20 protein-coding genes and 1 pseudogene are annotated in these 24,842 nt (G+C 39.3%); 12 read left to right on the plus strand and 9 right to left on the minus strand.

The features are described 5' to 3' along the window. Positions 1–256 precede the first annotated feature (256 nt). From cbiB to NSTCB13_RS30950, 4 genes are all read left to right on the plus strand, one after another. Positions 257–1,228: an adenosylcobinamide-phosphate synthase CbiB gene (gene cbiB, locus NSTCB13_RS30935; RefSeq protein WP_448275045.1), complete on the plus strand. Its 972-nt coding sequence runs from the start codon at positions 257–259 to the stop codon at positions 1,226–1,228. Between the two features lie 108 nt (positions 1,229–1,336). After that, positions 1,337–1,873, plus strand: a complete 537-nt coding sequence (gene pyrR / locus NSTCB13_RS30940; RefSeq protein ID WP_445626691.1) for a bifunctional pyr operon transcriptional regulator/uracil phosphoribosyltransferase PyrR — start codon at positions 1,337–1,339, stop codon at positions 1,871–1,873. A 567-nt stretch (positions 1,874–2,440) separates the two neighbouring features. After that, positions 2,441–3,880: a GAF domain-containing protein gene (locus NSTCB13_RS30945; RefSeq protein WP_448274849.1), complete on the plus strand. Its 1,440-nt coding sequence runs from the start codon at positions 2,441–2,443 to the stop codon at positions 3,878–3,880. Next, positions 3,852–5,030 (plus strand): GAF domain-containing protein, encoded by a 1,179-nt coding sequence (locus tag NSTCB13_RS30950; RefSeq protein ID WP_448274850.1) that lies wholly within the window; start codon positions 3,852–3,854, stop codon positions 5,028–5,030. The genes NSTCB13_RS30945 and NSTCB13_RS30950 overlap by 29 nt, the downstream gene beginning before the upstream one ends. A gap of 45 nt (positions 5,031–5,075) precedes the next feature. Here NSTCB13_RS30950 and purN read toward each other — a convergent pair whose 3' ends face one another. Continuing rightward, on the minus strand, positions 5,076–5,735 hold the full coding sequence (purN, locus tag NSTCB13_RS30955; RefSeq protein ID WP_448266425.1) for a phosphoribosylglycinamide formyltransferase: 660 nt from the start codon (positions 5,733–5,735) through the stop codon (positions 5,076–5,078). A gap of 25 nt (positions 5,736–5,760) precedes the next feature. On the opposite strand from purN, the gene NSTCB13_RS30960 reads away from it, so the two are divergent. After that, a complete protein-coding gene (locus tag NSTCB13_RS30960; protein WP_448274851.1) occupies positions 5,761–6,642 on the plus strand; it encodes a carbohydrate ABC transporter permease in 882 nt (293 codons plus the stop codon). Between the two features lie 97 nt (positions 6,643–6,739). Here NSTCB13_RS30960 and NSTCB13_RS30965 read toward each other — a convergent pair whose 3' ends face one another. Beyond that, on the minus strand, positions 6,740–7,306 hold the full coding sequence (locus tag NSTCB13_RS30965; protein ID WP_448274853.1) for a thermonuclease family protein: 567 nt from the start codon (positions 7,304–7,306) through the stop codon (positions 6,740–6,742). Between the two features lie 178 nt (positions 7,307–7,484). On the opposite strand from NSTCB13_RS30965, the pseudogene NSTCB13_RS30970 reads away from it, so the two are divergent. Together NSTCB13_RS30970 and NSTCB13_RS30975 are read left to right on the plus strand one after the other, a co-directional pair. Next, a pseudogene (locus NSTCB13_RS30970) lies at positions 7,485–8,230 on the plus strand (ferritin-like domain-containing protein). 282 nt (positions 8,231–8,512) lie between these two features. Next, positions 8,513–8,872, plus strand: a complete 360-nt coding sequence (locus tag NSTCB13_RS30975) for a winged helix-turn-helix transcriptional regulator (protein ID WP_448274855.1) — start codon at positions 8,513–8,515, stop codon at positions 8,870–8,872. A 305-nt stretch (positions 8,873–9,177) separates the two neighbouring features. Here the strand turns inward: NSTCB13_RS30975 and NSTCB13_RS30980 are convergent, their stop codons facing one another. Genes NSTCB13_RS30980 through NSTCB13_RS30990 form a run of 3 tightly spaced genes read right to left on the minus strand, consistent with a single transcriptional unit; the run spans position 9,178 to position 10,868 of the window. Continuing rightward, on the minus strand, positions 9,178–9,570 hold the full coding sequence (locus tag NSTCB13_RS30980) for a salt stress protein, Slr1339 family (RefSeq protein WP_448274856.1): 393 nt from the start codon (positions 9,568–9,570) through the stop codon (positions 9,178–9,180). Positions 9,571–9,597: 27 nt separating this feature from the next. Next, positions 9,598–10,203, minus strand: coding sequence for a vWA domain-containing protein (locus NSTCB13_RS30985; RefSeq protein WP_104909152.1), 606 nt, complete (start codon positions 10,201–10,203; stop codon positions 9,598–9,600). A gap of 59 nt (positions 10,204–10,262) precedes the next feature. Next, a complete protein-coding gene (locus NSTCB13_RS30990; RefSeq protein ID WP_448274858.1) occupies positions 10,263–10,868 on the minus strand; it encodes a vWA domain-containing protein in 606 nt (201 codons plus the stop codon). A 266-nt stretch (positions 10,869–11,134) separates the two neighbouring features. Between NSTCB13_RS30990 and NSTCB13_RS30995 the strand changes: the two genes are divergently transcribed. Both NSTCB13_RS30995 and NSTCB13_RS31000 read left to right on the plus strand, forming a co-directional pair. Continuing rightward, complete coding sequence (locus NSTCB13_RS30995) at positions 11,135–12,850, plus strand: ShlB/FhaC/HecB family hemolysin secretion/activation protein (RefSeq protein ID WP_448274859.1); 1,716 nt, start codon at positions 11,135–11,137, stop codon at positions 12,848–12,850. A gap of 374 nt (positions 12,851–13,224) precedes the next feature. Beyond that, entirely contained in the window at positions 13,225–13,665 is a 441-nt protein-coding gene (locus NSTCB13_RS31000) for a hypothetical protein (protein WP_445626682.1), read from the plus strand. Positions 13,666–13,827: 162 nt separating this feature from the next. Here the strand turns inward: NSTCB13_RS31000 and NSTCB13_RS31005 are convergent, their stop codons facing one another. Together NSTCB13_RS31005 and NSTCB13_RS31010 are read right to left on the minus strand one after the other, a co-directional pair. Then, a complete protein-coding gene (locus NSTCB13_RS31005; protein WP_448274861.1) occupies positions 13,828–14,610 on the minus strand; it encodes an S-layer family protein in 783 nt (260 codons plus the stop codon). 61 nt (positions 14,611–14,671) lie between these two features. Then, on the minus strand, positions 14,672–17,527 hold the full coding sequence (locus NSTCB13_RS31010) for a two-partner secretion domain-containing protein (RefSeq protein ID WP_448274863.1): 2,856 nt from the start codon (positions 17,525–17,527) through the stop codon (positions 14,672–14,674). Positions 17,528–17,914: 387 nt separating this feature from the next. Between NSTCB13_RS31010 and NSTCB13_RS31015 the strand changes: the two genes are divergently transcribed. The 3 genes from NSTCB13_RS31015 (at position 17,915) to NSTCB13_RS31025 (ending at position 21,965) form a co-directional block, all read left to right on the plus strand. After that, positions 17,915–18,220: a hypothetical protein gene (locus NSTCB13_RS31015; protein WP_448274865.1), complete on the plus strand. Its 306-nt coding sequence runs from the start codon at positions 17,915–17,917 to the stop codon at positions 18,218–18,220. Positions 18,221–18,771: 551 nt separating this feature from the next. After that, positions 18,772–18,996 (plus strand): hypothetical protein, encoded by a 225-nt coding sequence (locus NSTCB13_RS31020; protein ID WP_445626679.1) that lies wholly within the window; start codon positions 18,772–18,774, stop codon positions 18,994–18,996. Positions 18,997–19,256: 260 nt separating this feature from the next. Beyond that, the gene (locus NSTCB13_RS31025) at positions 19,257–21,965 is read left to right on the plus strand and encodes a CHAT domain-containing protein (RefSeq protein ID WP_448274866.1); all 2,709 of its coding nucleotides are present in this window, start codon (positions 19,257–19,259) and stop codon (positions 21,963–21,965) included. 77 nt (positions 21,966–22,042) lie between these two features. Here the strand turns inward: NSTCB13_RS31025 and NSTCB13_RS31030 are convergent, their stop codons facing one another. Together NSTCB13_RS31030 and NSTCB13_RS31035 are read right to left on the minus strand one after the other, a co-directional pair. Further along, a complete protein-coding gene (locus tag NSTCB13_RS31030; protein WP_448274868.1) occupies positions 22,043–22,801 on the minus strand; it encodes a DUF928 domain-containing protein in 759 nt (252 codons plus the stop codon). Between the two features lie 76 nt (positions 22,802–22,877). Then, positions 22,878–24,833 (minus strand): CHASE2 domain-containing protein, encoded by a 1,956-nt coding sequence (locus NSTCB13_RS31035; RefSeq protein ID WP_448274869.1) that lies wholly within the window; start codon positions 24,831–24,833, stop codon positions 22,878–22,880. Between the last annotated feature and the right edge of the window lie 9 nt (positions 24,834–24,842).

A 24,842-nucleotide genomic window follows, 5' to 3' on the forward strand; every position in this document is an offset into this window, starting at 1 on the left:
GGAAGCAAGCTAGCAAGAGCGTCTCGTAGAGAGCGTCTTTTGGATTAACCTCGCCGACAACTTGTACTGAGCGTAGTCGAAGTAGGGGACAAGGCTTGAAGATTTTGGATTTTGGATTTTGAATTTATTCCGCTTGACTTCTCTACGAGACGCTACGCGAACGGGCGGGGCATGAACCGAAACAATCTAAAATCTAAAATCTAAAATCGCTAGGTCTAAATATTGACCCTTGACTTTTAACCCAAGACTCGTGACTATGACTAATAATATCTATATCTTAATAATTGCAGCATTTTTAGATTACTTAATTGGCGATCCTTGGGATTGGCCTCATCCAGTACAAGTTATGGGGTGGGTAATTTCTCGCCTGACCAAATTTTTTCTCCACTTCTGTCAAAATTCTCTAACACAACGCCTAGCTGGAATTGTACTAGGCATTATCTTGATAATTGGTAGCGGTCTTGTTGGCTTTTTGATGATTCAAATTGCCAGATGGGTTCATCCACTTTTAGGAATTGCCATAGATAGCATTCTTTTGGCTAGTTGTTTTGCTGGCAAAAGTTTGCGAGTAGCAGCGGAGGCTGTTTTACAACCTTTAACAGTCGGAGATTTAGAGAAGGCTCGAAAGATTTTAAGTAATTACGTTGGTCGAGATACCCAAAACCTCTCACAAGCAGAAATTTACCGAGCTGTTTTAGAAACGGTTGCAGAAAATGCCACCGATGGGGTAATGGCTCCGCTTTTTTATGCAATTGTTGGTGTTTTTATACCAGTTGTGGGGCCAACTCCTTTAGCTTTAGCATATAAAGCCAGCAGTACCCTTGATTCAATGGTGGGCTATCGGGAAGCACCCTATACTTATTTAGGGTGGTTTTGTGCGCGGTTAGAAGATTATTTGACTTGGCTACCTTGTCGGTTAACAGTCGTGACTGTGGCGCTGCTATCAGGTAAACCGATGCATATTTGGCAAATTTGTCGTCGGGATGCAATTAAAGATCCTAGTCCCAATTCTGGCTGGAGTGAGTGCGCCTATGCTGCATTTTTAGGCGTGCAGATGGGGGGTACAAATTGGTATCGGGGGGTAGCTAAGTACAAACCACTGCTAGGAGATGCTCTTTATGCCATTACTGCAACTTCTATTCAGAATGCTTTACAGCTGACTCGATATTGTTTTTTGCTATGGTTAGGGATAGCGATCGCAATATTCTTAATGTTCCCAAATAGGTAATGAGAAATATAAAGTTAGGAGTTAGAGACGCGATTAATCGCGTCTGTACAGGAGTTAAGAATAAAAACTCCTAACTCTTAACTTATCACTCCTAACTTATCACTCGCTATGTCTGCCAAAGTAGTTGAAATTCTCTCATCAGAAGAAATCCGTCGTACCTTGACTCGTCTTGCTTCTCAAATTGTCGAAAGGACGCGTGATTTGTCTCAACTGGTGCTTCTTGGTATTTATACCAGGGGTGCGTTATTAGCCGAATTATTGGCGCGTCAGATTGAGACGCTAGAAGGTGTAGCAGTGTCAGTGGGTGCTTTGGACATTACATTTTATCGAGATGACCTCGACAAAATTGGATTGCGGACTCCAACGAAAAGCGAAATTCCTTTCGATCTTACGGGGAAAACGGTTGTACTGGTGGATGATGTGATTTTCAAAGGACGGACGATTCGCGCGGCTTTGAACGCAGTCAACGATTACGGTAGGCCAGAGGTGATTCGTTTAGCTGTGTTAGTAGACAGAGGCCATCGAGAATTGCCAATTCACCCAGATTTTATTGGCAAGAGGTTGCCTACAGCTAAAGAAGAAATTGTCAAAGTTTACTTACAAAATAGTGATGGACGAGATGCAGTAGAGTTGATTGCAGATTAGGCTATAGAGGGCAGGGGGCAGGGAGATGTGGTTCGACTGCGCTCACCAACCGGGAGTGAGGGAGTGAGGGGACAAGGGGACAAGGAGATAAACAAAACTCCTAACTGCTAACTCTTAACTCTTAACTCTTAACTCTTAACTCCTAACTCCTAACTCAGCACTGGCTCAACGCCCCGCTATCCATGTACAGCACTCTCGATCTGATCTACTTGAAAACTGCTGTCAGTAATCAAGCAAAAAGGATACTACGGGTAAAGGCAACTGTGAGAAGTCTGTAAACCTTGTTAAAAAATAAAGATTGTTTGGCTGCCTTGCCAGCAAACTACAACTCCTAATGAGAAAATAAGGCATTACAACCAAGCGATCGCGATAAAATTGTTGACAAACCTGTTAATCAGACCCAATTTTTTTGAATTTTAAGCAAACAAAAGCATTATGGGACATGACCTAGAAGATTAGTGCCTTAAAATACTCCTGAAAGCCAGTCCTTGTTTTATAAGTTTTATGTAGAATTTGGTGGTGAGGTTATTTACTTGATTCTCACTTGCAGCAATCCAGGTTTCATTTATGAGTCAGTCTTTTTCTCAAAACCAAGCAAGACGAAATCGTCAACAGAGACTCTGGCAACAAAAATGGAGTTTAAAGACTAAAGCAATAATTTGGGCACTAAGTATCAGTGTCCTTCCTGTAGTTGCAATTGGAACAGCTACTTACAACTATGGGATTAATTTAATTAACATACAAACTCCGCAAATCAGACAAGAGAATACAGAAAGTTCAACAGAAACTGAACTTGCTCTACAAAGACAATTGTCACTCTTGTTAACTGGTATGGGGGTGACAGCAATTGTAGCAGGTGCGATCGCTGTTTTTGTGACGAATCGAGTTATGAGTCGAGTCAGCAAGGCAGCTACAATTTCTAATAATATTAAAAAGAGGCTACGTCCAGACAGCGAGTTTACTCAAGTCTTCATCGCTAGCCAAGATGAATTAGTGATGTTAGAGAGAAACATTACCTTATTCACAGACCTGCTTTCGGTTTTGGTACAAGACAAAGAAGCCGAAGCCGATTATTCCCAAATATTAATCAAAATTACCCGTTGGGTTCGAGAATCATTCAATCAAGAAGATGTTCTCAAAACTACCTCAGAAGAAATTCGTAAAGCTTTAAGCATCGATCGCGTTACCATCTTTTGCTTCGACTCCAACTATAATGGAACTGGAACCTTTATCGCCGAATCAGTAGCACCTGGTTTACCAAAAATATTAGGGTTTACAGTCTTTGAGCCGGGATTTGAGGCAGGGTATATAGACAAATATCAGAATGGTAGCATCCATGCTATTGATAATATCCATCAAGCCGATCTCAGTGATGCTGATATTGAGTTCCTGGAGCAATTTGCTGTCAAATCTAATTTAGTCGCACCTATTCTCAAAGGCAAACAGCTATTCGGTTTGTTGATTGCACATCAATGTTCTAGAATTCGCTCTTGGCAACAATCTGAGATTGATTTGTTCTCTCAGATAGCCATGCAAGTAGGATTTGCCCTTGACTACGGCAACCTTCTACAAAAAGTAGATACTAAGGCAGATAAAGCTCAAGTATTTATCGAAATTACCCGCAGCATTCGCCAATCGCTCAACGAAGAGGATGTCCTCAAAACGACGGTGGAAGAGGTTCGCAAAGCTTTAAGTACCGATCGAGTACTGGTTTATACCTTTTACCCTAATTGGTCTGGAATTATCATTGCTGAATCAGTGGTTCCAGGTTATCCCAAAGTTTTGCGGTCTGAAATTCAAGACATCTGTTTCGGTCAGGGTTATGTAGAAAAGTATCAGTCTGGTCGCGTTGTAGCCACAAACAACATTTATGAAGCAGGTTTGGCTGATTGTCACATTAGCCTGCTCGAATCCTTTGCTGTGAAAGCAAATTTGGTCGCCCCAATTCTCAAAGATGAACAATTATTTGGCTTATTAATTGCCCATCATTGCTCCAGACCCCCGTGATTGGCAACAATCTGAGATTGATTTATTTGCTCAGATAGCGATGCAAGTCGGGTTTGCTCTCGACCATGCAAGACTCCTGCAACGAATCGAGGCTGAGGGTGTGCAAAGTCAGTTGTTAGCAGATACTATCGGCATTATTCGCCAATCACTCAACGAAGAGGATGTCCTCAAAACCACTGTGGAAGAGGTTCGCAAAGCTCTGAGTGCTGACCGAGTGATGGTTTATAGCTTTGATGGTAATTGGTCTGGAACAGTGATTGCTGAATCAGTTGTTCTCACCTACCCAAAAGTTTTACGAGCTGAAATCCAAGACCCATGTTTCGGTCAAGGCTATGTAGAAGAGTATCAGTCTGGTCGCGTTCTGGCAATCAACAACATTTATGAAGCAGGTTTAGCTGATTGTCACATTCACCTGCTCGAATCCTTTGCTGTGAAAGCAAATTTAGTAGCCCCCATTATTAAAGATGAACAGCTATTTGGCTTGTTAATTGCACATCAATGCTCCAAACCCCGCGATTGGCAACAAACTGAAATTGATTTATTTGGTCAGATAGCGATGCAAGTCGGATTTGCTCTCGACCATGCAAGACTCCTGCAAAGAATCGAAGCAGAAAGAATGCGAAGTCAGTTACTAGTGGATATTATCCGCAGCATTCGCCAATCCCTCAAGGAAGAGGATATCATCAAAACTACTGTGGAAGAGGTTCGCAAAGCACTTAGTACTGACCGAGTTTTGATTTATAGCTTTTACGCTAATTGGTTCGGAATTATTATTGCTGAATCAGTGCTTCCGGGTTATCCCAAAGTTTTGCGGTCTAAAATTCACGACCCTTGTTTTACTGAAAGTTATGTAGAAAAGTACCAATCTGGTCGCGTTGTCGCAATCAACAACATTTATGAGTCTAGTTTGGCTGATTGTCACATTAAACTGCTCGAATCTTTTGGTGTGAAAGCAAATTTAGTAGCACCAATTATCAAAGATGAGCAGCTATTTGGCTTGTTAATTGCACATCAGTGTTCTGAACCCCGCGATTGGCAACAATCTGAGATTGATTTATTTGCCCAGATAGCGATGCAAGTCGGATTTACTCTCGATCATGCTAGGCTCCTACAAGCGTATCAAACTGCTGAAGCTAACTCTGAGGAATAGTAAAGGCGCGCAGCTAGCTGTGCGCCTGAATTGATATATGTATTTTTACGTTACGCTTAGTGTAACTTTTGACGAAGCTGCTAGAGCGATCGCTAATGGTAAAATTCGATGTTCCTGAATTTGAATCCTGGCGTGGAGTGTTTCTGCTGTATCATCCGGCAGTACTGGTACTGCGGCTTGCATTAATATTGGACCGCTATCCATTTCTAAGCAAGCTATATGCACTGTACAACCAGTGATTTTTACCCCAGATGCCAAGGCTTGTTCTACAGCATGGATTCCTTTGAAACTAGGTAACAAACTAGGATGGATATTGATAATCTTCTCAGGAAAAGCATCAATGAAAACTGACGTTAATAGTCGCATCCACCCTGCCAAAATCACCCATTCTACATCGTAGTGCCGCAATGTCTGCACAATTTTTTCGTCAAACTCTTCTCGGTTTTGATAGTTGCGGTGATTTAATAAAACAGTTTCTACACCTCTATTCGCTGCTCTGACGGCTGCTCTCGCCGAGGGGTTATTGTAAATTAAAACTTGAATTTGGGCATTTAGCCGCCCATCTTCGATAGCTTGGGCAACTACATCAAAATTGCTGCCATTTCCAGAAGCCATAATTCCCAGTTTTAAAGGAGCGACTTGTTGATACACATCGCTAATACTGGGAGACACCAAGCTAAGGGTAGAATCAGGGCACAGGGTCATAAACAGCTAAGAGGGAAAATTATAGATGCCAAAAATATATACTAAGTCGTGGTTGGATAATGATACAGTAGCCGCGTGGATTTTTCTCACACCAGCATTAATTTTGCTGGGTATTTTTATCATTTGGCCGATTGCCTATTTGTTCTATCTCAGTTTCACTGCTGGTAGTTTCACCTTAAAAGGTATTTATTGGATAGGCTTAAAAAACTATTGGCGCTTGCTACTCAACCCCGACTTCTTGCAAGTTCTAGGTAACACCTTCTATTTTACCGTTGCCACCATCATTCCTAGTTTAGTTATCTCCTTAGCATTGGCAATACTATTAAACCGCTCCATTCCCTTGCGGGGCATCCTGCGAAGTACTTATTTTTTACCCTCAATTATTTCAATTGTGGCAGCGGGTTTGGGATTTCGCTGGCTGTTTCAGACATCAGGGCCAGTTAACGGACTTTTAGATTTTTTTGGCATTTCAGAAATACCTTGGCTAGGAGACACATTTTGGGCAATGCCGGTAATTATTTTAATGAGTATTTGGAAACAACTGGGTTTCAATATGGTAGTTTTTTTAGCAGGGTTGCAAGCAATTCCTCCCAGTCGTTATGAAGCAGCAGACTTAGATGGAGCAAATGCTTGGCAACAATTTTGGTATATTACTTTACCTGGATTGCGCCCGACTATAATATTTGCAGTCATTACTACCGCAATTTTTACATTGCGGAGTTTTGAGCAAGTTTTTGTGATGACTGGCGGTGGGCCACTAAATTCAACTAATCTGCTGGTTTACTACATTTACCAAGAGGCTTTTGGTCAATTTGATTTTGGTTATGCAGCAGCAGGAGCGACTGTATTATTAGCAGTGACGCTGGTACTAGTTTATTTGCAACTGCAAACTTGGGGAGAGGAGTAGGGGAGGCAGGGGAGCAGGGGAGGCAGAGGAGCAGGGGAGGCAGGGGGGAATGAAAGAAAGTTGCTAATTTATTGCGCAAATATGCAATGCCGAGTTTCTACTTCTTATATAGACTGCGATATTCCCAAGGATTTATAAATTTAGTATCGCTCCAAACGCCGAGCCGTTGCTCCTTAGCCTTAGCTTCGGCTTGTTGAACTAAATCTTTACTAGGACACTTGTTTAAATAGGGACGATAGACTTTTGCTAAACCTTCTTGCAACAATACCTGTTGCACAAAAGTACCATTTTTTAAACGGACTTCGGCAATTTTGCGTCCATAACGATCGCTATCGGTGATATTCAAAGTTACGCGCGAGCCTCCTTGTTGCACCAGTTGTTGCACCCGTTCTTGAGCTTTTACACCCCAAGTAAATTGATTGCGATCGCTAGTACGTTTACTCTGCTTTTCTTTGTTAGTATGAGCTATTTCTGGCGCGTCTACACAAGCAAAGCGGACTGTCAGATTTTTACCATCAGCATCTTTTACTACTAAAGTATCGCCATCACTGACTCGCTCAACTGGTTCTCCAGAATTCCCGATAAGGCGATCGCAGCCCATCAAATTTAAAATTATGATAGTTGCACAAAGCCAAAATCGCACTGGTTTAATTAATTTCTCCATCCAAAATTACCAAATTATCTCTGTGGGATGATACTAACAAAATGAAAAGATATATTTGTTAACTGTTGAGATACTCCCACAGGCAATTCAAAATTATAAAACCCTCTGGCGGCAAAGGAATAGAAAATGCGGATTAGTATAAGAATTGTAACCTTCCAATTGTCGGCGGGAATTTCTGATGAACTTCTTGACTAACCTTCTGCATCTAGCTGGTTCAGGTGTCTTTGCCTATTACTCTGCTGCTCAAATTCGTGATTCTAAAACCCGTCCCCCAACATCCTTGCGGGGTTTCAGTTGGCGGAATCTGGCTCTGTGCCATTTTTATCCGCACTTAGCGATCGCGCAGCTGCTGAAGGCGATACATGGCTAGCCGAAAAACTAGCAAAACATGCATCAGATGAAACTAGGCATGGTCAAATTTTTGCCCACGCTTTACAACAGCTGAATAAACAAGTTATAGATTTTAAGCGTCAACCCCAAACTACATCTACAAAAAAATCACAACAGCGTAGTCCCTTTTTCGCAGCATTCTATGAAGGCTACACTCAAGAACAGCTAAAACCAGCTGTAATTGACTGGGATGTGTTTATGGCTAGCACATATATTCTGGAGTTAGATGCTAGTAAAGACTTTGCGCGAATGGCGAAAGTATTACCTGACAACGAGCCAACCGCTCGTAACTTGAAGTTAGGAATGCTAAGTATTGCTCAAGATGAAACTGGACATGCTGCTTATCTCTACGAAGCGATGATGCGTCGGATGTCTGCAACTGAAGTGCAAAACCTCGTAGATATGTGGCGAACCCGCAAGGTGAATGCTTTGTTGGCAATGGTTGGCGGTATCCTCCAGCGTAACGGCGAAACGCGATCGCTAGTTCAAGATAGTGCGCCGTCGGAAATTGATTCTGAGTTGGTAGCTACGTAACTATAGATATGCTGAGTATTTAACGATCGACTACCCCTGGCTCAAACTTTCGTTAGCCAGGGATTTCTATATTCTCTAGCATAATCTGAGATTTTTGAAGCTTCTTTGCGAAGTTGCAATTATTTAACAACAGGCAAAGCAGGAACAAGTCTAGCCTTGTGAAAACTTTTCATATTCCCGCAGCTGCTACACTAATTATGAAAGACATAAAACAAGTAATAATCAGATAACTAGCGGTAATACCGAGCAAACCTTCCTTCTGGTTATTCCTATAAAAAAACTATGAAAGCTGAAGCAGAAAACCATCTCAGGCTGACTTGTGAAGTAGAAACTACCCTAAAAGTGATTGGCGGACGCTGGAAGGTTTTGATTATTAGAGAATTAATGACTGGTGTCAAACGCTTTGGTGAACTGCAACGGGCTTTACCTGGAGTTACGCAAAAGATGCTAACCCAGCAACTCAGAGAAATGGAGGAAGACGGTATTATTCATCGAGAAGTTTATCCCCAAATTCCACCCAAGGTAGAATATTCACTAACGCCTTTAGGAGAAACTTTGCAACCAATTCTCTATGCTATGCATGAATGGGCTGTCCAGCATTTAGCTAGAACAAATCACCATAATATTGATTATAGTGAATAAACAATAATTGCTAACTTAACTTTGATATGTATGGTAATTTATGGCTTTCGTAACTCACCATTTGAGGTTGTCGGTGCGTTACGCTAATGCGGTACAGCCAACACATCTTCTAATACCAATTCAATTAATGATTGCAATATATCATTGGGTAAAGACGCGATGAATCGCGTCTCTACAAATGGTCTATTTGTCGGATTCGTTTTTCAAATTGGTAGAATTATTTGCGCTTACTTCAATTAAATTTGCTAATTTCCAATTTTAGCGAGCAGATTTATCTACGGGGTTTTAAATTTTGAATTTTAAGTTTATTCATTGCTTTTTAAATATTCAATCGCTGCCTCTAATTTTGAAGGGTAACTTTCAGCAAACCTTTCAAACCAAAGTCCTTCGGATGAAAGTGGATCTACTTTGGATAACCATTCTTTTGCTTGCACTTTCAAAGCCTCTAGTTGTTTAGCTTTGAGTTGTTCTTGTCGAATCCTTTCTTGTTCTAGTTCTTGCTGTTTTTTTAATTCAATAGCAGCATCCTCTTGGGCAAAATCAGCCTGAACTTCTGCTAAAAGTTTATCCATGAAAGATGCCGACTTGGGCAATGGTGGAATAAACGATTTGGCTGTGGCTGATTTTGATTGCGGTTGGGGTTGTACTTCTTTGTATTCAGTTTCGAGTTGGGCTAACAGCTTATCAAGGGAATCCATTTTTGCAATTCCTAAAAAATAGTATAGCTAGTCATTAATAGCATTGAGTAGCACTTCCGATAGACTCAAATCTTCCATGTCTTCCATAGTAATGGTGTCACAGATATCAAACTTAGCACCAGCACTTTGGAGTTCATCATCTAAGACTTTGAGAAAGCGGGTAGCTTGTTGATCTGTGCCAACTTGAATAAAAGAAATAGCTAATTCTTCATCTCGATCGATGCGGCGAGAAGCTTCAATAATTACCCTCATGACTGCTTTGCGATCGTCCGGCTCACCATCAGTAACTACTAAAATTGTTTCACCATTTGGTTTGGTTTGACCGGCTGCTTTGCGTTGAAGGTAATCATCAGTTGCATGTTTTAACACACCTGCTAAGTCAGTTGTACCAGAGGGATCGTTCTCTCGAAAAATTTGTGACACCTTGCTGGATGTGACATTTTCGTATCGCTTAAATTTGCCAGAAAATACATAGATAGTAATGCCATCTGGGTCAAATTGCTCACATTTACTAGCTAAAGCTAAAGTTGATTCTTGGGCTGCAACCCATCTAGTTCTACCACCCTTTTGATCTTGGGTTGCCATACTACCGCTTTTGTCAATAATCAAGGTATAATCACGATTTTCTAGCATTATTCGGTTCTCCAATTAAGAATTAATAGTTACTGAACTATGGGCGATCGCCAAACATATTAGTCAGTTATGGCGTTCGTCAATACATCTACAAGACTCATTTCTTCTAAGTCGTCTAAAGTGACGGTATCGCAAATATCAAATTTAGCGCCAACACTTTGTAACTGGTCATCCAAGGCTTTGAGGAATTTAGTTGCTTGGGCATCTGAACCTACTTGAATAATCGAAATTCCTAATTCTTCATCACGTTCCATTTGGCGAGTAGCATGAATGATGACTTCAAACACAGCTTTGCGATCGTCTGGTTCACCATCGGTGATCACTAAAATTGTCTCTCCGTTTGGCTTGGCTTTACCAGCTGCTTTGCGTTGAAAGTAGTTATTCAGGGCATCCTGGAGTACACCAGCTAAATTTGTTGTGCCAGCAGGGTCATTTTCGAGAAATATCTGGGCGACTTTGGCTGAGGTGACATCATCGTAGCGTTTAAATCTACCAGAAAACACGTAAACGGTGATGCCATCGGGGTCAAACTGTTCGGCCTTTCTGGCCAAAGCAAGAGTAGACTCTTGAGCGATTTCCCATCTACTTCTACCACCCACTTGGTCGGGTGTAGACATACTACCGCTTTTGTCAATGATTAAGGTATAGTCGCGATCGCTCATCATAATCTTCCTTTGATTGTTACCCTGTGGTTCTAGTCTAATCTACGAATTTGACGATACCGCAAGCATTTTAAGGTTTTGTATCAATTGTGCTACTCCCAAAAGCCACGCCATTGCTTATCCCAGTTGCATAAGTCTTGGTAAAAACTGGTGAAGTTCGAGTAAGAAGAGTAAAATTTATACTTAATCAGCCTCGCCACTGATATTATGTTCGTCAACCCCAAATAACCATTCAAATTAAAATTAAAAAAGTAATTCAAAAAACAAAAATGAATTTATATCTCAGAGTTAAAACTATTGTTTTAATATTTTTTTCATGCATTAATAATCCCCATCCAATATTTGCCCAATCTACACCTCCATCAGGTGTAACTATTCCTCCTAATACTCCCGGTAAAGTCGAACAAACAATTCCCCAATCGACCCCATCACCAATTTACACTCCCCCATCTCCTAGTAATCCCATTCTATCTCCAAATTCAACTGAGAATCCATTGGATATAATTCCTACAAGTGAAAGCTTTTTTGTGAAAGAAATTCAAATTATCGGCAATACTGTTTTAAAAGAAGAAATCACTACATTAAAACGATCGCTAGAAAATAAATACATTCGGTTCGAGCAGTTGTTAGAATTGCGATCGCAAATCACCCAACGCTACATCAAAAAAGGTTACATCACTAGTGGGGCATTTCTCCTTAACAACCAAAATCTTAATAGTGGTATAGTTAAAATCCAAATAGTCGAAGGGGAATTAGAAGCTGTAGAAATAAGCGGACTGCAAAGGCTTCAAGAAGCATATGTGCGTTCTCGAATTGCTCGCGCTACGCAGATACCCCTCAATCAGAAACGACTTGAACAAGCATTGCAATTATTACAAATTGACCCTTTAATTGCACAAGTTAAGGCCGAACTGACAGCTGGAAGTACTCCTGGGCGCAATATTTTACGCTTGCAACTCAAAGAAGCACCTGCATTTCACGCTGGAATAGAAGTTGCTAATAGCCAATCTTCCAGCATCGGTTCTGAACAAGGAAGTGTATTCATCGAACATGAAAACTTACTGGGTTTTGGTGATAGATTCTACGCTGAATATGGAATTACTAAAGGGTTAAACCTCTACGATTTCAGCTACAATGTTCCTTTTAACGCTTTAGATGGAACAATTGGTGTCCGTTATAACAACAGTGATAGTAAAATTATTGAAGACGACTTTCGTGATTTAAATATTCGCAGCGAAAGTCGTACCCTTTCATTTAATATTCGTCAACCGTTACAGCGTACTCCCAATAGCGAATTTGCCCTTGGTTTAGCATTTGATTTACGTCGCAGTCAGACATTCTTACTTAATGATATCCCCTTCTCATTTTCTGAAGGCCCCGAAGAAGGAGAATCGAAAGTTACAGTAATTCGGTTTTCTCAGGATTGGTTGCAGCGAGATGCAAATAGGGTTTTAGCTGCGCGATCGCAATTTAATATAGGTATAGGTGCATTCGACGCAACAGTAAATGATACAGGCACAGACGGGCGATTTTTAACTTGGTTGGGGCAATTTCAATGGGTGCAAAAATTATCTCCTCGTACGATTATACTAGCAAAAATTGACGCGCAACTAACTGGTGACTCTCTACTTTCTTTAGAAAAATTTAGCATTGGCGGAGTTGAAACAGTTCGCGGATATAACCAGAATCAAGTCGTTACTGACAATGGGATAATTGCCTCTATTGAAGCTCGTATTCCCCTGACATCTAACACTAATACCCTACAGTTAGTACCATTTTTCGATTTTGGTACTGGGTGGAATAATCGCATGAGTAATCCTAGTCCTCAAACCCTTACAAGCTTGGGTTTAGGCTTGCGATGGCAACCATTTCAAGGCTTAAATTTACGCGCAGACTACGGAATTCCACTATTTGGAGTCGATAATAAAGGTGACTCTCTGCAAGATAATGGATTTAATTTCTCATTGCAATATCAACCTTTTTAAGTATTTTAAATTTTCAAAAACTTGCCCAACTATTTATTGCTATTAAATATTGATGTGCATAAAGTTGCAGTTAAAGTAGTAAAGTTATACACATTAATAAGCAGAAATTGTGCATGAATTTATTTGCCGATAACTGTAATCTACAAGTAAAGCAAAAACAATTGAGTTGCTAATTAAATTACTCAAATCAAAAAGAAACAAATGTCAACTCAAACAAGCCATTCTGTAATTTAGAGATATTACTGTTTATCAGTATCGCTAAGTGCGATCGCATACTAAAAGAAGCTAGTCTCGATAAAGAATACAGCCTCTAGAAGTATATTTTCAGCAAACTAATTGCAAGCTTGAATGAAAATAGATAGGAACTCAACACAATGGAAAATTTAACCGATTTCGTTAATATGTCCCTACATTGGCTGGTCAGTGCGTTGGAAAGTATATTGAGTTGGAGTATTATTTGTGTACAGGCGATCGCTTCTATAGTTTACTTTCTATATATTGTTGTAGTGAGAGTAGCGATCGCAGCATATTACTGGTTAATTACTTCCTTACAGTGGCTATTCAATGGCATTGCTACATTCTGTCACTGGCTGATCGCATCTTTGGGAATTGCGGAAAATGGGCTTCCATATATTTTAGGTCTGATAATAGTTGCGATGATAATTATGCTTTCCCAACTCAAAGGTAAGATGGCCTACTTACAATCGGAGAACGATCAACTTAAAGCAGATAGACAGGAACAAAAAGCACAACAAAATAGAAAAGCTATAATCGACGGTGCTATAAAGCTTATAGATTGGTTTGTACGACAATAGTACGAAGACAAACACAATGAAACTCGAAGAGATTAGCTTTGGGCGGTTACTGCCAACTAATTTTACGTAATAATAAAATCCTTGCAGAGACGTTATATGTAACGTTTCTGCATCCTAATTCTTACTTCGATTTAGTAACGTTTATAGTAGGATGATACTTTATCAATTATTTTGACATTCTCGACTCATTACTAATTGACCATTTGAGAGTCGATATACACCAGTTGGTTCAATAATTGGATCGCCTTTTTTCCAAGGACGCGATGTATTTTCATTATTGACACCGCGCACTCTATCTGTAGAATAGTTGGACATTAATATATCACCGGGACGGTTAGGTAAAGCACCTCCACCTGTAATGATGAAGCTATTTTCTTGTTTTTTATTGACGCGGGCTACGCAGCTATTAGCAATGAGCGCGTTGGTGTCAATCGCATTTGTAGGGAGTTCGGTAAGGCTATTTTGAATTGAACTGTTGTCGGGCGAGTTAACATTAACAGTTCCTGATAAGCCGACCCCAGAAGTGGCTGTGATGTATTTTGAGACATCACTGGGTTGAGTACCGACAAATACGCCTTGGGCGTTGATTTGAACTCGACCACCACGAGAATTATCTGAGTTAGCGCTAATACGGCTATTTTCGAGGGCGATTAATAAATCAGTGTCGATGTTAATGTTACCACCAATGACGTTTTCGCCTGTGGCCTCGGTAGTAATGCTGCTGTTGCGACGGAGGGTTAAATTTTGGGTGTTGAGGTTGATAGTTGCTTGTTCACGGTTGGGGTCTTTATTTGGGCTGCGGGTGTTAGCGTTGATGGAAGCTTTGTTGTCGAGACGGATGGTATTGGTGTCTAGGGTCATAATACCTGCGTTACCCGTTCCTTTAGCATTGGCTAACACCTCTGCACCATTCCTTACAATTAATTGGGGAGTTTTAACTACCATATCTCCTGCATTTCCAGTTGAATTTGGCTCGGCAGAAGCGATTAAACCACTGGGAAAAATATTATTGCCAGACCCTACCGATTAATTCAATTTGACGTGAAGCATTTACAGTTAAATTTCCCGATTTTCCCGCACCAAATGTACCATTAAATACCTGTGCCCCATCTCGTGCTAGCAAATTTTGGGTATTGACGACAATATTTCCTGCATCTCCCGTGGAATTGACATAAGAAGCTGCTACTAAGCCACTTACAGAATTCGGGTTACTAAGGGATGCGCCAATCAATTGTATACTATTGTTTGCATTGACTGTTAAATTTCCTGCTCTACCCGTACCAAGTGTTCCAGTAAATACCCTTGCTCCATCGCGCACGAGTAAATCTTGGGTTTTGACCGTTAAACTTCCTGCATCTCCCGTTATACCAGCTTGAGCAGAAGCTCCCAAACCACTGAGAATGCGACCATCAGCAGATGTACCAATTAGTTGTACTTTGTTTGCAGCATTAACAGTTAAATTACCGCCTTTACCTCTACCGTATGTACTAGCGTCAATTTGTGCCCCATCACGCACAAGCAAATCTGGAGTATTAATTGTCAAATCTCCTGCATCTCCAGTTGAATTTCTTGTTGAACTACTCAATCCACTCAAAGTTTGACCATTTGGTGATGTACCGATCGCTTCAACTTTTTCGGAAGCATTGACAATCAAATCTCCTCCTTTACCAGCACCTTGTGTTGCACTAACAACAATTCCTCCATTGCGAACTAGTAAGTTTCGAGTATTAATTGTCAAGTCTCCTGCATCTCCACTCGAATTTTGGCTTGCACCAGTATTCAAGCTACTGATAAAACCATTCCCTGATGTCCCTATTACTTCTACTGCATTACTTGCATTGACTATCAAATTACCTCCTCTACCTCTACCAAAAGTTGAAGTAGCAACTTGCCCTCCATTAATAAGATGGAAACTACCAGTGTTAATTTTTATATTTCCTGCACCTCCAACAAAAGCAATAGCAGAGATAATACTGGCACCTCCAATAACCTCTACGGAGTTTTTCGCATCTATACTTAACTCTCCAGCTTGACCTGACCCTCGTGCTAAGGTTGTAATTGTTGCTCCATCGCGGATACTTAATCGATCGGTATTAATTTTGAGGTTGCCAGAATTCCCAGAACCAACTGCGCTAGTGGAAACAGTACTCGAACCACTGGGGGAACCTCCAACTACTTCCATCGAATCTCCGATATTTAAAGTTAAATCTCCCCCTCGACCAGATTGAAAGCTAGCAGTGGTAATATATCCGCCATCCCTAATCCTCAATCTTGGCGTATTAATTGTTAATTTGCCACCACTCCCAGCAGCAAATGCACTAGTCGTTAATCCACTTCCTATAGTAAATTCTCCTCCAGTTTGTGGATTTATTAATGTTGCTATTCCACTCAAATTAATTGATTCTGATGCATTAACGAGTAAATCACCACTGTCGCCACCTCCAGATGAGTCAGTTCCAATTTTTCCACCATTGGAAAGTGTAAGCGATCGCGTATTTACATCAATATTTCCACTTTTGCCTTGACCATCACTAGAAGAGGAAATTGAAGCGTAATTATTTAATAAAATTGAATCATCTGCAAAAATTCTAATATTACCACCACTACCGCGATCAAGGTTTGAAGAGCTAATAAAAGTGTTATTACCATCAAGTACTAGATTTTTTGTTTTTATTTCAATATTTCCACTAGGTAAGTTGTTAACTCCACCGACTGTAGATGCCACAGAACTACTGTTAATATTGCTTCCGTTACTTAATAAAATAGAATCTTGAACTGTCAAAGTAATTTTTCCCGCCTCTCCCTGACCAAGGTTTGCAGAACTAATTATAGATTGATTATTTAAGCTAATATTACGCGCTCCAATATTAATATCACCTGATTTTCCTGACGCATTTGATGTTCCACCAGAAACAACTAAACTATTCTCAGAAAGATTTAGATTCTCTGTATTAATGGCGATCGCACCTCCTCCAGTTGTCACAGCAAACGAGTTATTTTTCAGCACAATATCCGCTTTTGATATACCTTCAGAAAAGCCTAACTGCATTTGATTCCCGCTACCAATCAAATCAACAGTTCCGGTTCCTGCAACCGCACCTAATTCCAAACGATTTTCAGTTGAACCCGCTATACCACTGTCAAACGTAATATCTCCCCCAACTAAGTACAAACTTCCCGGTATGCCAATTTGAGGACTGCGGTTGATGATTTCACTGCGGGTGATTTGATTGAAAAACAATGCACTCGGATTCACCGTCAATAAACCTGGAGCTTGGGGATTTGTTGCGCTAAAATTTCCTCTCTCCCCAAATCCAATAGCATTAGCTGTAGTCGCCACAAACGAACCCTGTAAATCTAAACTTGCATCCTGACCAAAAATAATTCCATTGGGATTCATCAAGAACAAATTGGGTTTTGATTCTCCCAAAATACCCAATCTTCCCAAAATCTCGCTACGATTTCCTCCCGTTACCCGTGCCAAAATATTCTGAATATCTGCACTGGGACTGAAAAAATAAGCTCCCCGTCCCTCGCTGACGTTAAATTCTCGGAAGCTATGAAACAGATTGATTCCACGAGTCGCACCACCAGTAATTACTTCAACTGGGAACCCGTTAAAATTTGTTAAAATTTGGGATTTTTCAGATCCTAATGTGTTGTCGGGGGCAATCGCACTTTGGGCAAAAACAGGAGTTGGAACAAATGCGGCTATTCCATATAAACTCCACGCACTTACTATTTTCAAACACAGATTAAAAAATTTTTTGTCGCCCGCAGCAGTTTGATTAAAAGATTGTGTTGTTATCAATGGGGATAGTTGCACAGTAATAACTTGACGCTGTGGCGATCGCTTTATCATATGTGATGAAAATAATTAATTTGATTTGTAGTATACCGCTATTTAGAGAAGAGATTTGTGATTTTCTTCTCGGAAATTCATGACAGAAATTTTCTGCGCATTTATAAGTGCAGTTTTATGCAGTCTGCTTAGTCAAAATCTGCAATTACATGAGCAACGAGTTGAAGGATTTTTTTTGAAAATCAGTTTAATCTAAAAACTATCAGGAACGATTAATAAATCATCCTAATTTTAAAGGACTTAATCGTTTTGGAATCACTCTGTTTACTTCAATTTTCTCTGGTAGCAATCCATTAGACAACTTAAATATCAAAATTGGTTGATTTTGCAGACTTGTCTTTAGTTTTTGCTAATATCGGATTTTTCTAAACATGAGGTACATTCACTATGGCTTTGCATTTTAATCATGTCAAAAAAGCACTAGTTTCTTTAGCAATTATTGGGATTTCTTTTAATATGCAAATGTCCGCAAATGCACAAACTGTTACACGCGAACAACTTGATAGACTATCATTGCAAGAATTAATAATCTTGAGAAATGAACAGTTGCGACAAGCAAATATTGTAGTAGCAAATTGCTACAACAGCCCTTACATTCCCGATTCTACTTGCTACGCTATGGAGTTACAGTATACGAACTACTTTGCAAATCTAGATAATTACATTGCTCAAAGACAAGTGATTGGTCAATAGTAAAGATTCTAAAGCAGCGTGTGCTTCGCACTCATAGTTTACTACATTTTCTCAAAGTGACGAATATTCACCATGAATTCGCAATTAAATCATTGTAGTACTAAATGCGATCGCGCTCAAGAATTAGAAAACAGTCATTTGCATAACGCGGACGTTATCCCTTAATCAGTGAACGGTTTAGATACAACAACCCCTGTTCATCAAGTAATGAGGCAATTTTCTATGAATAAAACATACGTACCTCTAGCCATCCTTGCAGTACTCCTTGTGTGGTGGTTCTTCTTCTACAATAGACAATCAGAATTGTGCAAGACGTTTGGTTCAAATTCAGCAACTTGCGAATTGGACAGACAAAGCAATGAATGGAAGTTTCAGAAGTATTAGTAACTTTACCTTAACTGAAACAATTTATCTTGAAATTTGAAACATATCATATCCCTTAGTCCTCCTTTTTTAGGGGAACTGAGGAAAATAATAAGTATCAACTATTTGGAGAAATGCTATGAAAGAAGAATCTAATGATTGAGATGTTGCTATTTAGGAGTAAGTGAATGCTTTACCAGTTTTTGATATGGCTTTTCGGAATGCCAATTATCGATCTAATTTTGGCTATCTTAACCATAATAGGAATAATTATTCCGCCATTACTATTGATAGCGACAACATTTGTAGTAGTATTAGGACTTGTGTATTTTCTGCTAGTTCTTTTCAGTCCAGCCTATGCGGCTCATGCAGCAATTATATTGTTGTTACAGATAGCCTCATTATTTCCCTAACACTGGTAATTCTTGAGCCGGATCTATAGCGTTGTTGATTTGAAGTATGAATCTGAGTATGGAAACGCAAAATTTCATGTTTCTGCAAAGGTTTGGATATTCTGAAAAATCCTGAATCATATATAAATTCAGCAACACCCAAAAATTTGGTATTCTGTTAAACAAGAATTAATACTGAATGAATGAGCTTGTAAACAACAAGATTCCTGACTTCTCAAAGAAGTCGGGAATCTGAGGTAGGATATTGCAGGAGTTAGGCTGTGTCAAATCGCGATCGCCAATTTAACAAGCGTCGATTTCTTGGATTTCTCTTCTTGTGCAGCCTCATATTTTTTACTTGGTTGACTCACCTACCTTTGATGGCAAATATTGCAACATCACAAAATACTGATATTAGCCAACAGGTGGAACAAGGTGTTAAAAGTTATGAAGCAGGAGATATTCGAGGTGCTATAGAGACTTGGCAGAAAGCTTTAGAGACTTATAAAAAAGCTCACAATGTCCAGAATGCAGCGATTGTCAGCGAAAATCTTGCTAGGGCTTATCGGCAATTGGGTGATATAAAAGAGGCGATCGCATTCTTCAATGAAGCAATAACCCACTACAGTGCAGCTAAGGATTTGCGTCAGGTAGGACGAATGCTGACGGAAGTAGCGCAGACATACAACAACCAAGGACAAGTAAGAAAAGCAATTTCTTTATTGTGCAGTAATAAATTTGATATTAAGTCAGATAAAAAACAACCCTGCGATGCCAATAGTGCATTACAAATTGCTCTGAAAAATAAAGATAGACATACAGAAGTTGCAGCATTAGGTATTTTAGGTGAAGCACTGCGTTTAGTAGGTAGTTATGATTTAGCGATTCAATATTTAGAATACGCAGCAAAAGTCGAAGATTCGGGATATGAAATTCTCATCAATAATAGTTTGGGAAATGTCCATATCAATTTAGGACAACTTTGGTACATACGGTCAAAGTCCGCAGAACAAACTAATGGTTACAAAGCTGGAGAATTTAAACAAAATGCTATAGTAAATTTTAAGAAATCAATTAGTTATTTTAATATTAGTTTAGAATTAGCACGCAAACAAAACAATTCTCTTGGGCAACTTCAAGCTTTACTTAACACAATTCAAGTTGGTTATAGAAGCCACGGTTTAAATATTATCTCTAACGCGACAATTGATAGTAAAATCCGAGAAGCTGTAAGTTTAATTGAACAAGTCCCCGATTCTTCGACAAAAGTCTACGCAGCAATTGATTTAGCTCTATTACCAAGTGATTTCACAATTACTTCTGCGATCGCCCAATGCTCGAAAACAGGTGGATTAGGTAAACTATCAAATACAGAATCTATTGATATTTTAAATAAAGCAATTACTATCAGTAAAAAAATTCAAAATTCTCGTATTGAATCATATACTTATGGTGCATTAGGACATTTCTGGGAATGTCGAGGTGATGAAGCACAAGCACTCAAGTATACCAAACAAGCACTGATAGCAGCAGACCAAAAATTAGCAGCAAAAGATGGCTTGTATTTGTGGGAATGGCAAGCAGGAAGAATATTGAAAAAGCAGAATCAGGAAAAAGAGTCACTAGAAGCATACCAAAGAGCATTTAAAACTTTAGAAGCAATTCGCAGTGATATTATGACAACTACACGTGATGTTCAATTTGACTTTCGTGATGTTGTTCAACCTTTGTACCGCGAACTGGCAGAATTTCAACTTCAGCAAATATTGCAAGCATCAGTAAAGTCAGATATATCAAAATCTGGTGTATCGGATGCTTTAGAAACAATTGATTCTCTGAAATTGGCAGAATTACAAAATTACTTCGGTGGTGATTGTATTATTAATGTACTCAATCCTCAGAGAGTAGATGAGATAGTAGATAAGAACACCGCAGTTTTGAGTTCAATTATTTTTGATGATAAGATAGCACTGCTACTTACTTTACCACCAGGGGGAAATCAAGCGGGAAAAACGCTGACTCGTTGGGTGCAAGCAAATAATCAAATCCTCCCAAAAGAAGAATTACAAAACCAGATTAAAGCATTTCAAAAGTCGCTAATCTTAGGTCAAGCTCGTCCCGATGGTTACGATCGCACTTTAGCAAGTCAACTCTACGATTTGATAATTCGTCCTTTTGGAAAAAATTTAAAAGCAGCAAATATCAAAACATTAGTGTTTGTTCAAGATGGTTTTCTACGTAGCATTCCAATGGCTGCACTTTACGACGCTCAAGCACAAAAATATTTAATCCAACAATACGCAGTTGGAACTACTCCCAGTATCCGCTTGACTGCACCAAAATCGAGCGCTCGCCCCCTAGAACAAGCTCTAATTTTGGGTTTAACGAAAGCAGCAATTATAGATAAACAAGAGTTTCAAGCATTAGACTATGCTGAAAAGGAAATTGAAGCAGTAAAACAAGTTTTTCCTAAAAGTAGATTTTTTCTTGATACAAAATTTACTCCAGAAACTCTTAAAACAGAACTAGGTAATAAAAACATTTTCCCTGTCGTTCATATAGTCAGTCACGCACAATTTGGCACAATTCCTGAAGATACATTTATTGTCACGGGAAATAATAGTAAACTCACAATTAGCGAACTCGAAGCTGCTTTAAGTAACCTTCGCGGTAGAGCAAATGCATTAGAATTGTTAGTACTCACAGCCTGTCAAACAGCACTAGGAGACGATCGCGCTACATTGGGTTTAGCGGGAGTTGCATTACAAGTTGGTGTTAAAAGTGCAGTAGCTTCATTATGGTCAGTTCAGGATAAATCAACAGCGCTTTTAGTTGAGGAATTTTATCGTAATTTGAAAAAGCCAGGGATGACGAAAGTTGAAGCTTTACGTCAAGCACAAATTAAGATGATCGAGTTAACTGGAGAGCAATCGGTGTTTGCAAGTCCAGCATTTTGGTCGCCGTTTATTTTGATTGGTAATTGGGTTTAATTGATTAGCGATCGCCATTCACCATGTAGAGAATTTGCAATGCAATATCTCTACAAATAACGCGATTGCTATCAATTTTATTGCTGATAAATCAGTTGTAAATTCTTGATAAACCTATTAATTGCTTCCCTATCATTAGGTTTATCTTCTACCCTTTCATTCTCAATTAGTTCCTGGATTAAATTAGAACCTAATTTACCTAATTTACCTTGACTGGAATATTTCAACGCTTCTGCAAACGCATCATACCAAAGTCCCTGCTCTGCCAGATAGGTAACTTTTTGAGTTGAATTACTAGCAGATTTAATACCTCCTTTGAATGCCAAAGGTATGTCTATAACTTGAAAATCTGCGCTTTCAAAAGCTAAACCATTGGGGGGACAAAGCATCGAAATTCGCCAGAAATATTTTTTTCCTACCGTAAGTTCCGGTTGCGTAGAAGGAACTACAAATTTATTCACTCCTGGTAATGAATTTAATCCCTCTGCTTTCATTACTATCTGCGGTAGTTGCTTTGGTTTCACCTCAAACAACATGAAATCAACGGTACCTGCTGTTGACATAAACCACGCAAATGTAGGACGCTTGGATACAGTTTCACCCACATAAGTCTGCGGTGCTAGTAAAGTCAGAGGAATTCCTCCATCATCAGGACATCCTCGCGAACCACCACCACGAGAGTATGGGCTAGGAGGGTTACGAGTGCGAGGTTTAAATTTAGCGATCGCTTCTGGCGTAACCCACAGAAACAAGCTCAAAGTAAAAATACTTACCAGTCGCTGTTGATTAGCTTTTGCAGACAACGATTGAAACAACGAAAAATTACGAAGTTTCATAGGTATTTCTTAGTTTTTTATTTGTTGTTAATTATCAAGCTAGTAGACATGAAAAATTTAAAGCAGAACTCAGAATTTAATTCTGTATTCTGAATTCTTTCTTATTCAAATCAGGTTTGTGAGTGTTTATTTGCTGGACGTTTATAGTTAATTTCCAAATCAATTCACACAGTGTACCTCGTGGTTTTACAGTCTCGCGTTTAAAGCTGCCATTTAATTTTCTAGCAAGGTTTTGAGCCTGTTTTGTACCCTTGTTTTCGCTGTGTGCAGTTAACCCAGAACCATCATCTTTGATACAGAGTGAGTATTCACCGTCTACGCAAATCCCAGATGCTTCTATAGACTTTACTCCTCGTGCATGTTTACCCACATTACATAAACTTTCTTCTAAAAATAAGCATAGTTCCCTCTTAAGTTCCATATTTAAATATTTATCATTAATTGGCTCAAATGTGCGCGTTTTTATTTTAAGAGTTTTTAAATATTCTAGATCGTAGCGTTCAAGTGTGCTGGAATATACTTCGTAAAATAAATCATGTATCTGACGATTTAAATCTATTTTTAATCCACTTCCTAATCTTAAACTTTCATAATTAGTCAGTGCTTCTACTCTTAAATATTCACCAATTTCACGAATCTCAGAATTAAGCTTTTCAAACTGATAAATTAATTGCTCATTGGGTAGATTCTGCTTCCTTAATTGTTGTAATCCGTTGGCGAGGGTTTGCAATGGTCCATTATGAATAAGATTAAATGTATATTCAATTGTGCGCTTTTGTTGATCATTTTTTTCACGCAACAGTTTATCATGCTGAAAAAATGCGAATGCACTTAATCCCACGCCATTCATTGCCAAAGTTAGCAAACTAGGAACCACAGGAATCCAAACTCCCCATAATAGCAAACTGATGTAACCGCTACCAGTAACGCCCAAACCCACAACTGTCACAGCCAACAGATTTTTCATAATAGATTGGGTAAAGCGTCCAATTGCGATCGGAGTAATTCCCCAAATTACTATCCATATATATTCCCAAGGTTCTGTCCAAGACTTCAACATCGGGCGATTGTTTAAAACAGCATTAACAATTTGGCTGGTTGCGTGTGCGTGGTACTCAACTCCATATATTTGTCCAGTTATTTTCCTACCAGGAATTGCTAATGTATACAAATTATCTCCGACACTGGGAGATAAATTACCAACAATAATAATCTTGTCACGCAACCAACTAGGGTCAATCTTACCTTCTGATGTCTGACCTGTTTTAATATCATTTAGTGAAAAAATGCGAAATGGCTGATTTCTCTGCCGAAAGTTGATTAATATTTGTAATTCACCTGTAATTTTTTTATCAATATATCCACCAAAGTTTGGTATTACACGGGGTAATTCAATATTACCAAACCGTATTGTATCTCGGTCTTTGGCGCCATTATCATCATTAATTCCCTGCGAATTTAGGTAAAATTGAGCAAGTTTAAAACCTAAAGAAAAACGGTCTTCTTGAAGATTCTTGGAATTGGGTGTCCATAAAATGTAGCGTCTATTTTTCCCATCATTATCGCTGTGAATATCTACTATTCCAGTCCTTTCTTGAGGAATAAAATTGGGTGCTGGGATTTGAGGTTTCTGATTTTTTTCAATACCAAATATATTAGGATGAACCTGAAAAGTTTTCACAAGTTGATTGTGACCTGGTTCAACAGGGACATTCTTGAAAAGGTCGAGTCCGATCGCACGAGGTTTGTAAGTTTCCAACTTGTTTAGTAAATATGCAATTTCACCATCAGGTATAGGATATCCTCCGGCTTTAGCAATATCGTCTTCATCAATGCCAATAATTACTACATGTTCATCAACAGGTTCGGGTGGACGCAGACGTAAAAATGTATCGAATAACATCCATTCTAGAACTTGTAGCGAACCAACCATACGAGCAAGGATAACCAGTATCAACACAATAATTCCTGGCAGTGCTGCATAGCGCCATATCTTTAATTCTGTGATAATTTCATCCCAACCTCTACGCATTTACTCTCA

This window comes from Nostoc sp. DSM 114160 (assembly GCF_053470305.1).

Coding starts and splice junctions, on each gene's coding strand:
- NSTCB13_RS31030 (WP_448274868.1), bottom strand. CDS start 22,801: ATGAAACTTCGTAATTTTTCGTTGTTTCAATCGTTGTCTGCAAAAGCT.
- NSTCB13_RS30985 (WP_104909152.1), bottom strand. CDS start 10,203: ATGCTAGAAAATCGTGATTATACCTTGATTATTGACAAAAGCGGTAGT.
- NSTCB13_RS31035 (WP_448274869.1), bottom strand. CDS start 24,833: ATGCGTAGAGGTTGGGATGAAATTATCACAGAATTAAAGATATGGCGC.
- NSTCB13_RS31020 (WP_445626679.1), top strand. CDS start 18,772: ATGCTTTACCAGTTTTTGATATGGCTTTTCGGAATGCCAATTATCGAT.
- NSTCB13_RS30960 (WP_448274851.1), top strand. CDS start 5,761: ATGCCAAAAATATATACTAAGTCGTGGTTGGATAATGATACAGTAGCC.
- NSTCB13_RS31005 (WP_448274861.1), bottom strand. CDS start 14,610: ATGGTAGTTAAAACTCCCCAATTAATTGTAAGGAATGGTGCAGAGGTG.
- NSTCB13_RS31010 (WP_448274863.1), bottom strand. CDS start 17,527: ATGATAAAGCGATCGCCACAGCGTCAAGTTATTACTGTGCAACTATCC.
- cbiB (WP_448275045.1), top strand. CDS start 257: ATGACTAATAATATCTATATCTTAATAATTGCAGCATTTTTAGATTAC.
- NSTCB13_RS31015 (WP_448274865.1), top strand. CDS start 17,915: ATGGCTTTGCATTTTAATCATGTCAAAAAAGCACTAGTTTCTTTAGCA.
- NSTCB13_RS30995 (WP_448274859.1), top strand. CDS start 11,135: ATGAATTTATATCTCAGAGTTAAAACTATTGTTTTAATATTTTTTTCA.
- NSTCB13_RS30975 (WP_448274855.1), top strand. CDS start 8,513: ATGAAAGCTGAAGCAGAAAACCATCTCAGGCTGACTTGTGAAGTAGAA.
- NSTCB13_RS30980 (WP_448274856.1), bottom strand. CDS start 9,570: ATGGATTCCCTTGATAAGCTGTTAGCCCAACTCGAAACTGAATACAAA.
- NSTCB13_RS30945 (WP_448274849.1), top strand. CDS start 2,441: ATGAGTCAGTCTTTTTCTCAAAACCAAGCAAGACGAAATCGTCAACAG.
- NSTCB13_RS31000 (WP_445626682.1), top strand. CDS start 13,225: ATGGAAAATTTAACCGATTTCGTTAATATGTCCCTACATTGGCTGGTC.
- NSTCB13_RS30965 (WP_448274853.1), bottom strand. CDS start 7,306: ATGGAGAAATTAATTAAACCAGTGCGATTTTGGCTTTGTGCAACTATC.
- purN (WP_448266425.1), bottom strand. CDS start 5,735: ATGACCCTGTGCCCTGATTCTACCCTTAGCTTGGTGTCTCCCAGTATT.
- NSTCB13_RS30990 (WP_448274858.1), bottom strand. CDS start 10,868: ATGATGAGCGATCGCGACTATACCTTAATCATTGACAAAAGCGGTAGT.
- pyrR (WP_445626691.1), top strand. CDS start 1,337: ATGTCTGCCAAAGTAGTTGAAATTCTCTCATCAGAAGAAATCCGTCGT.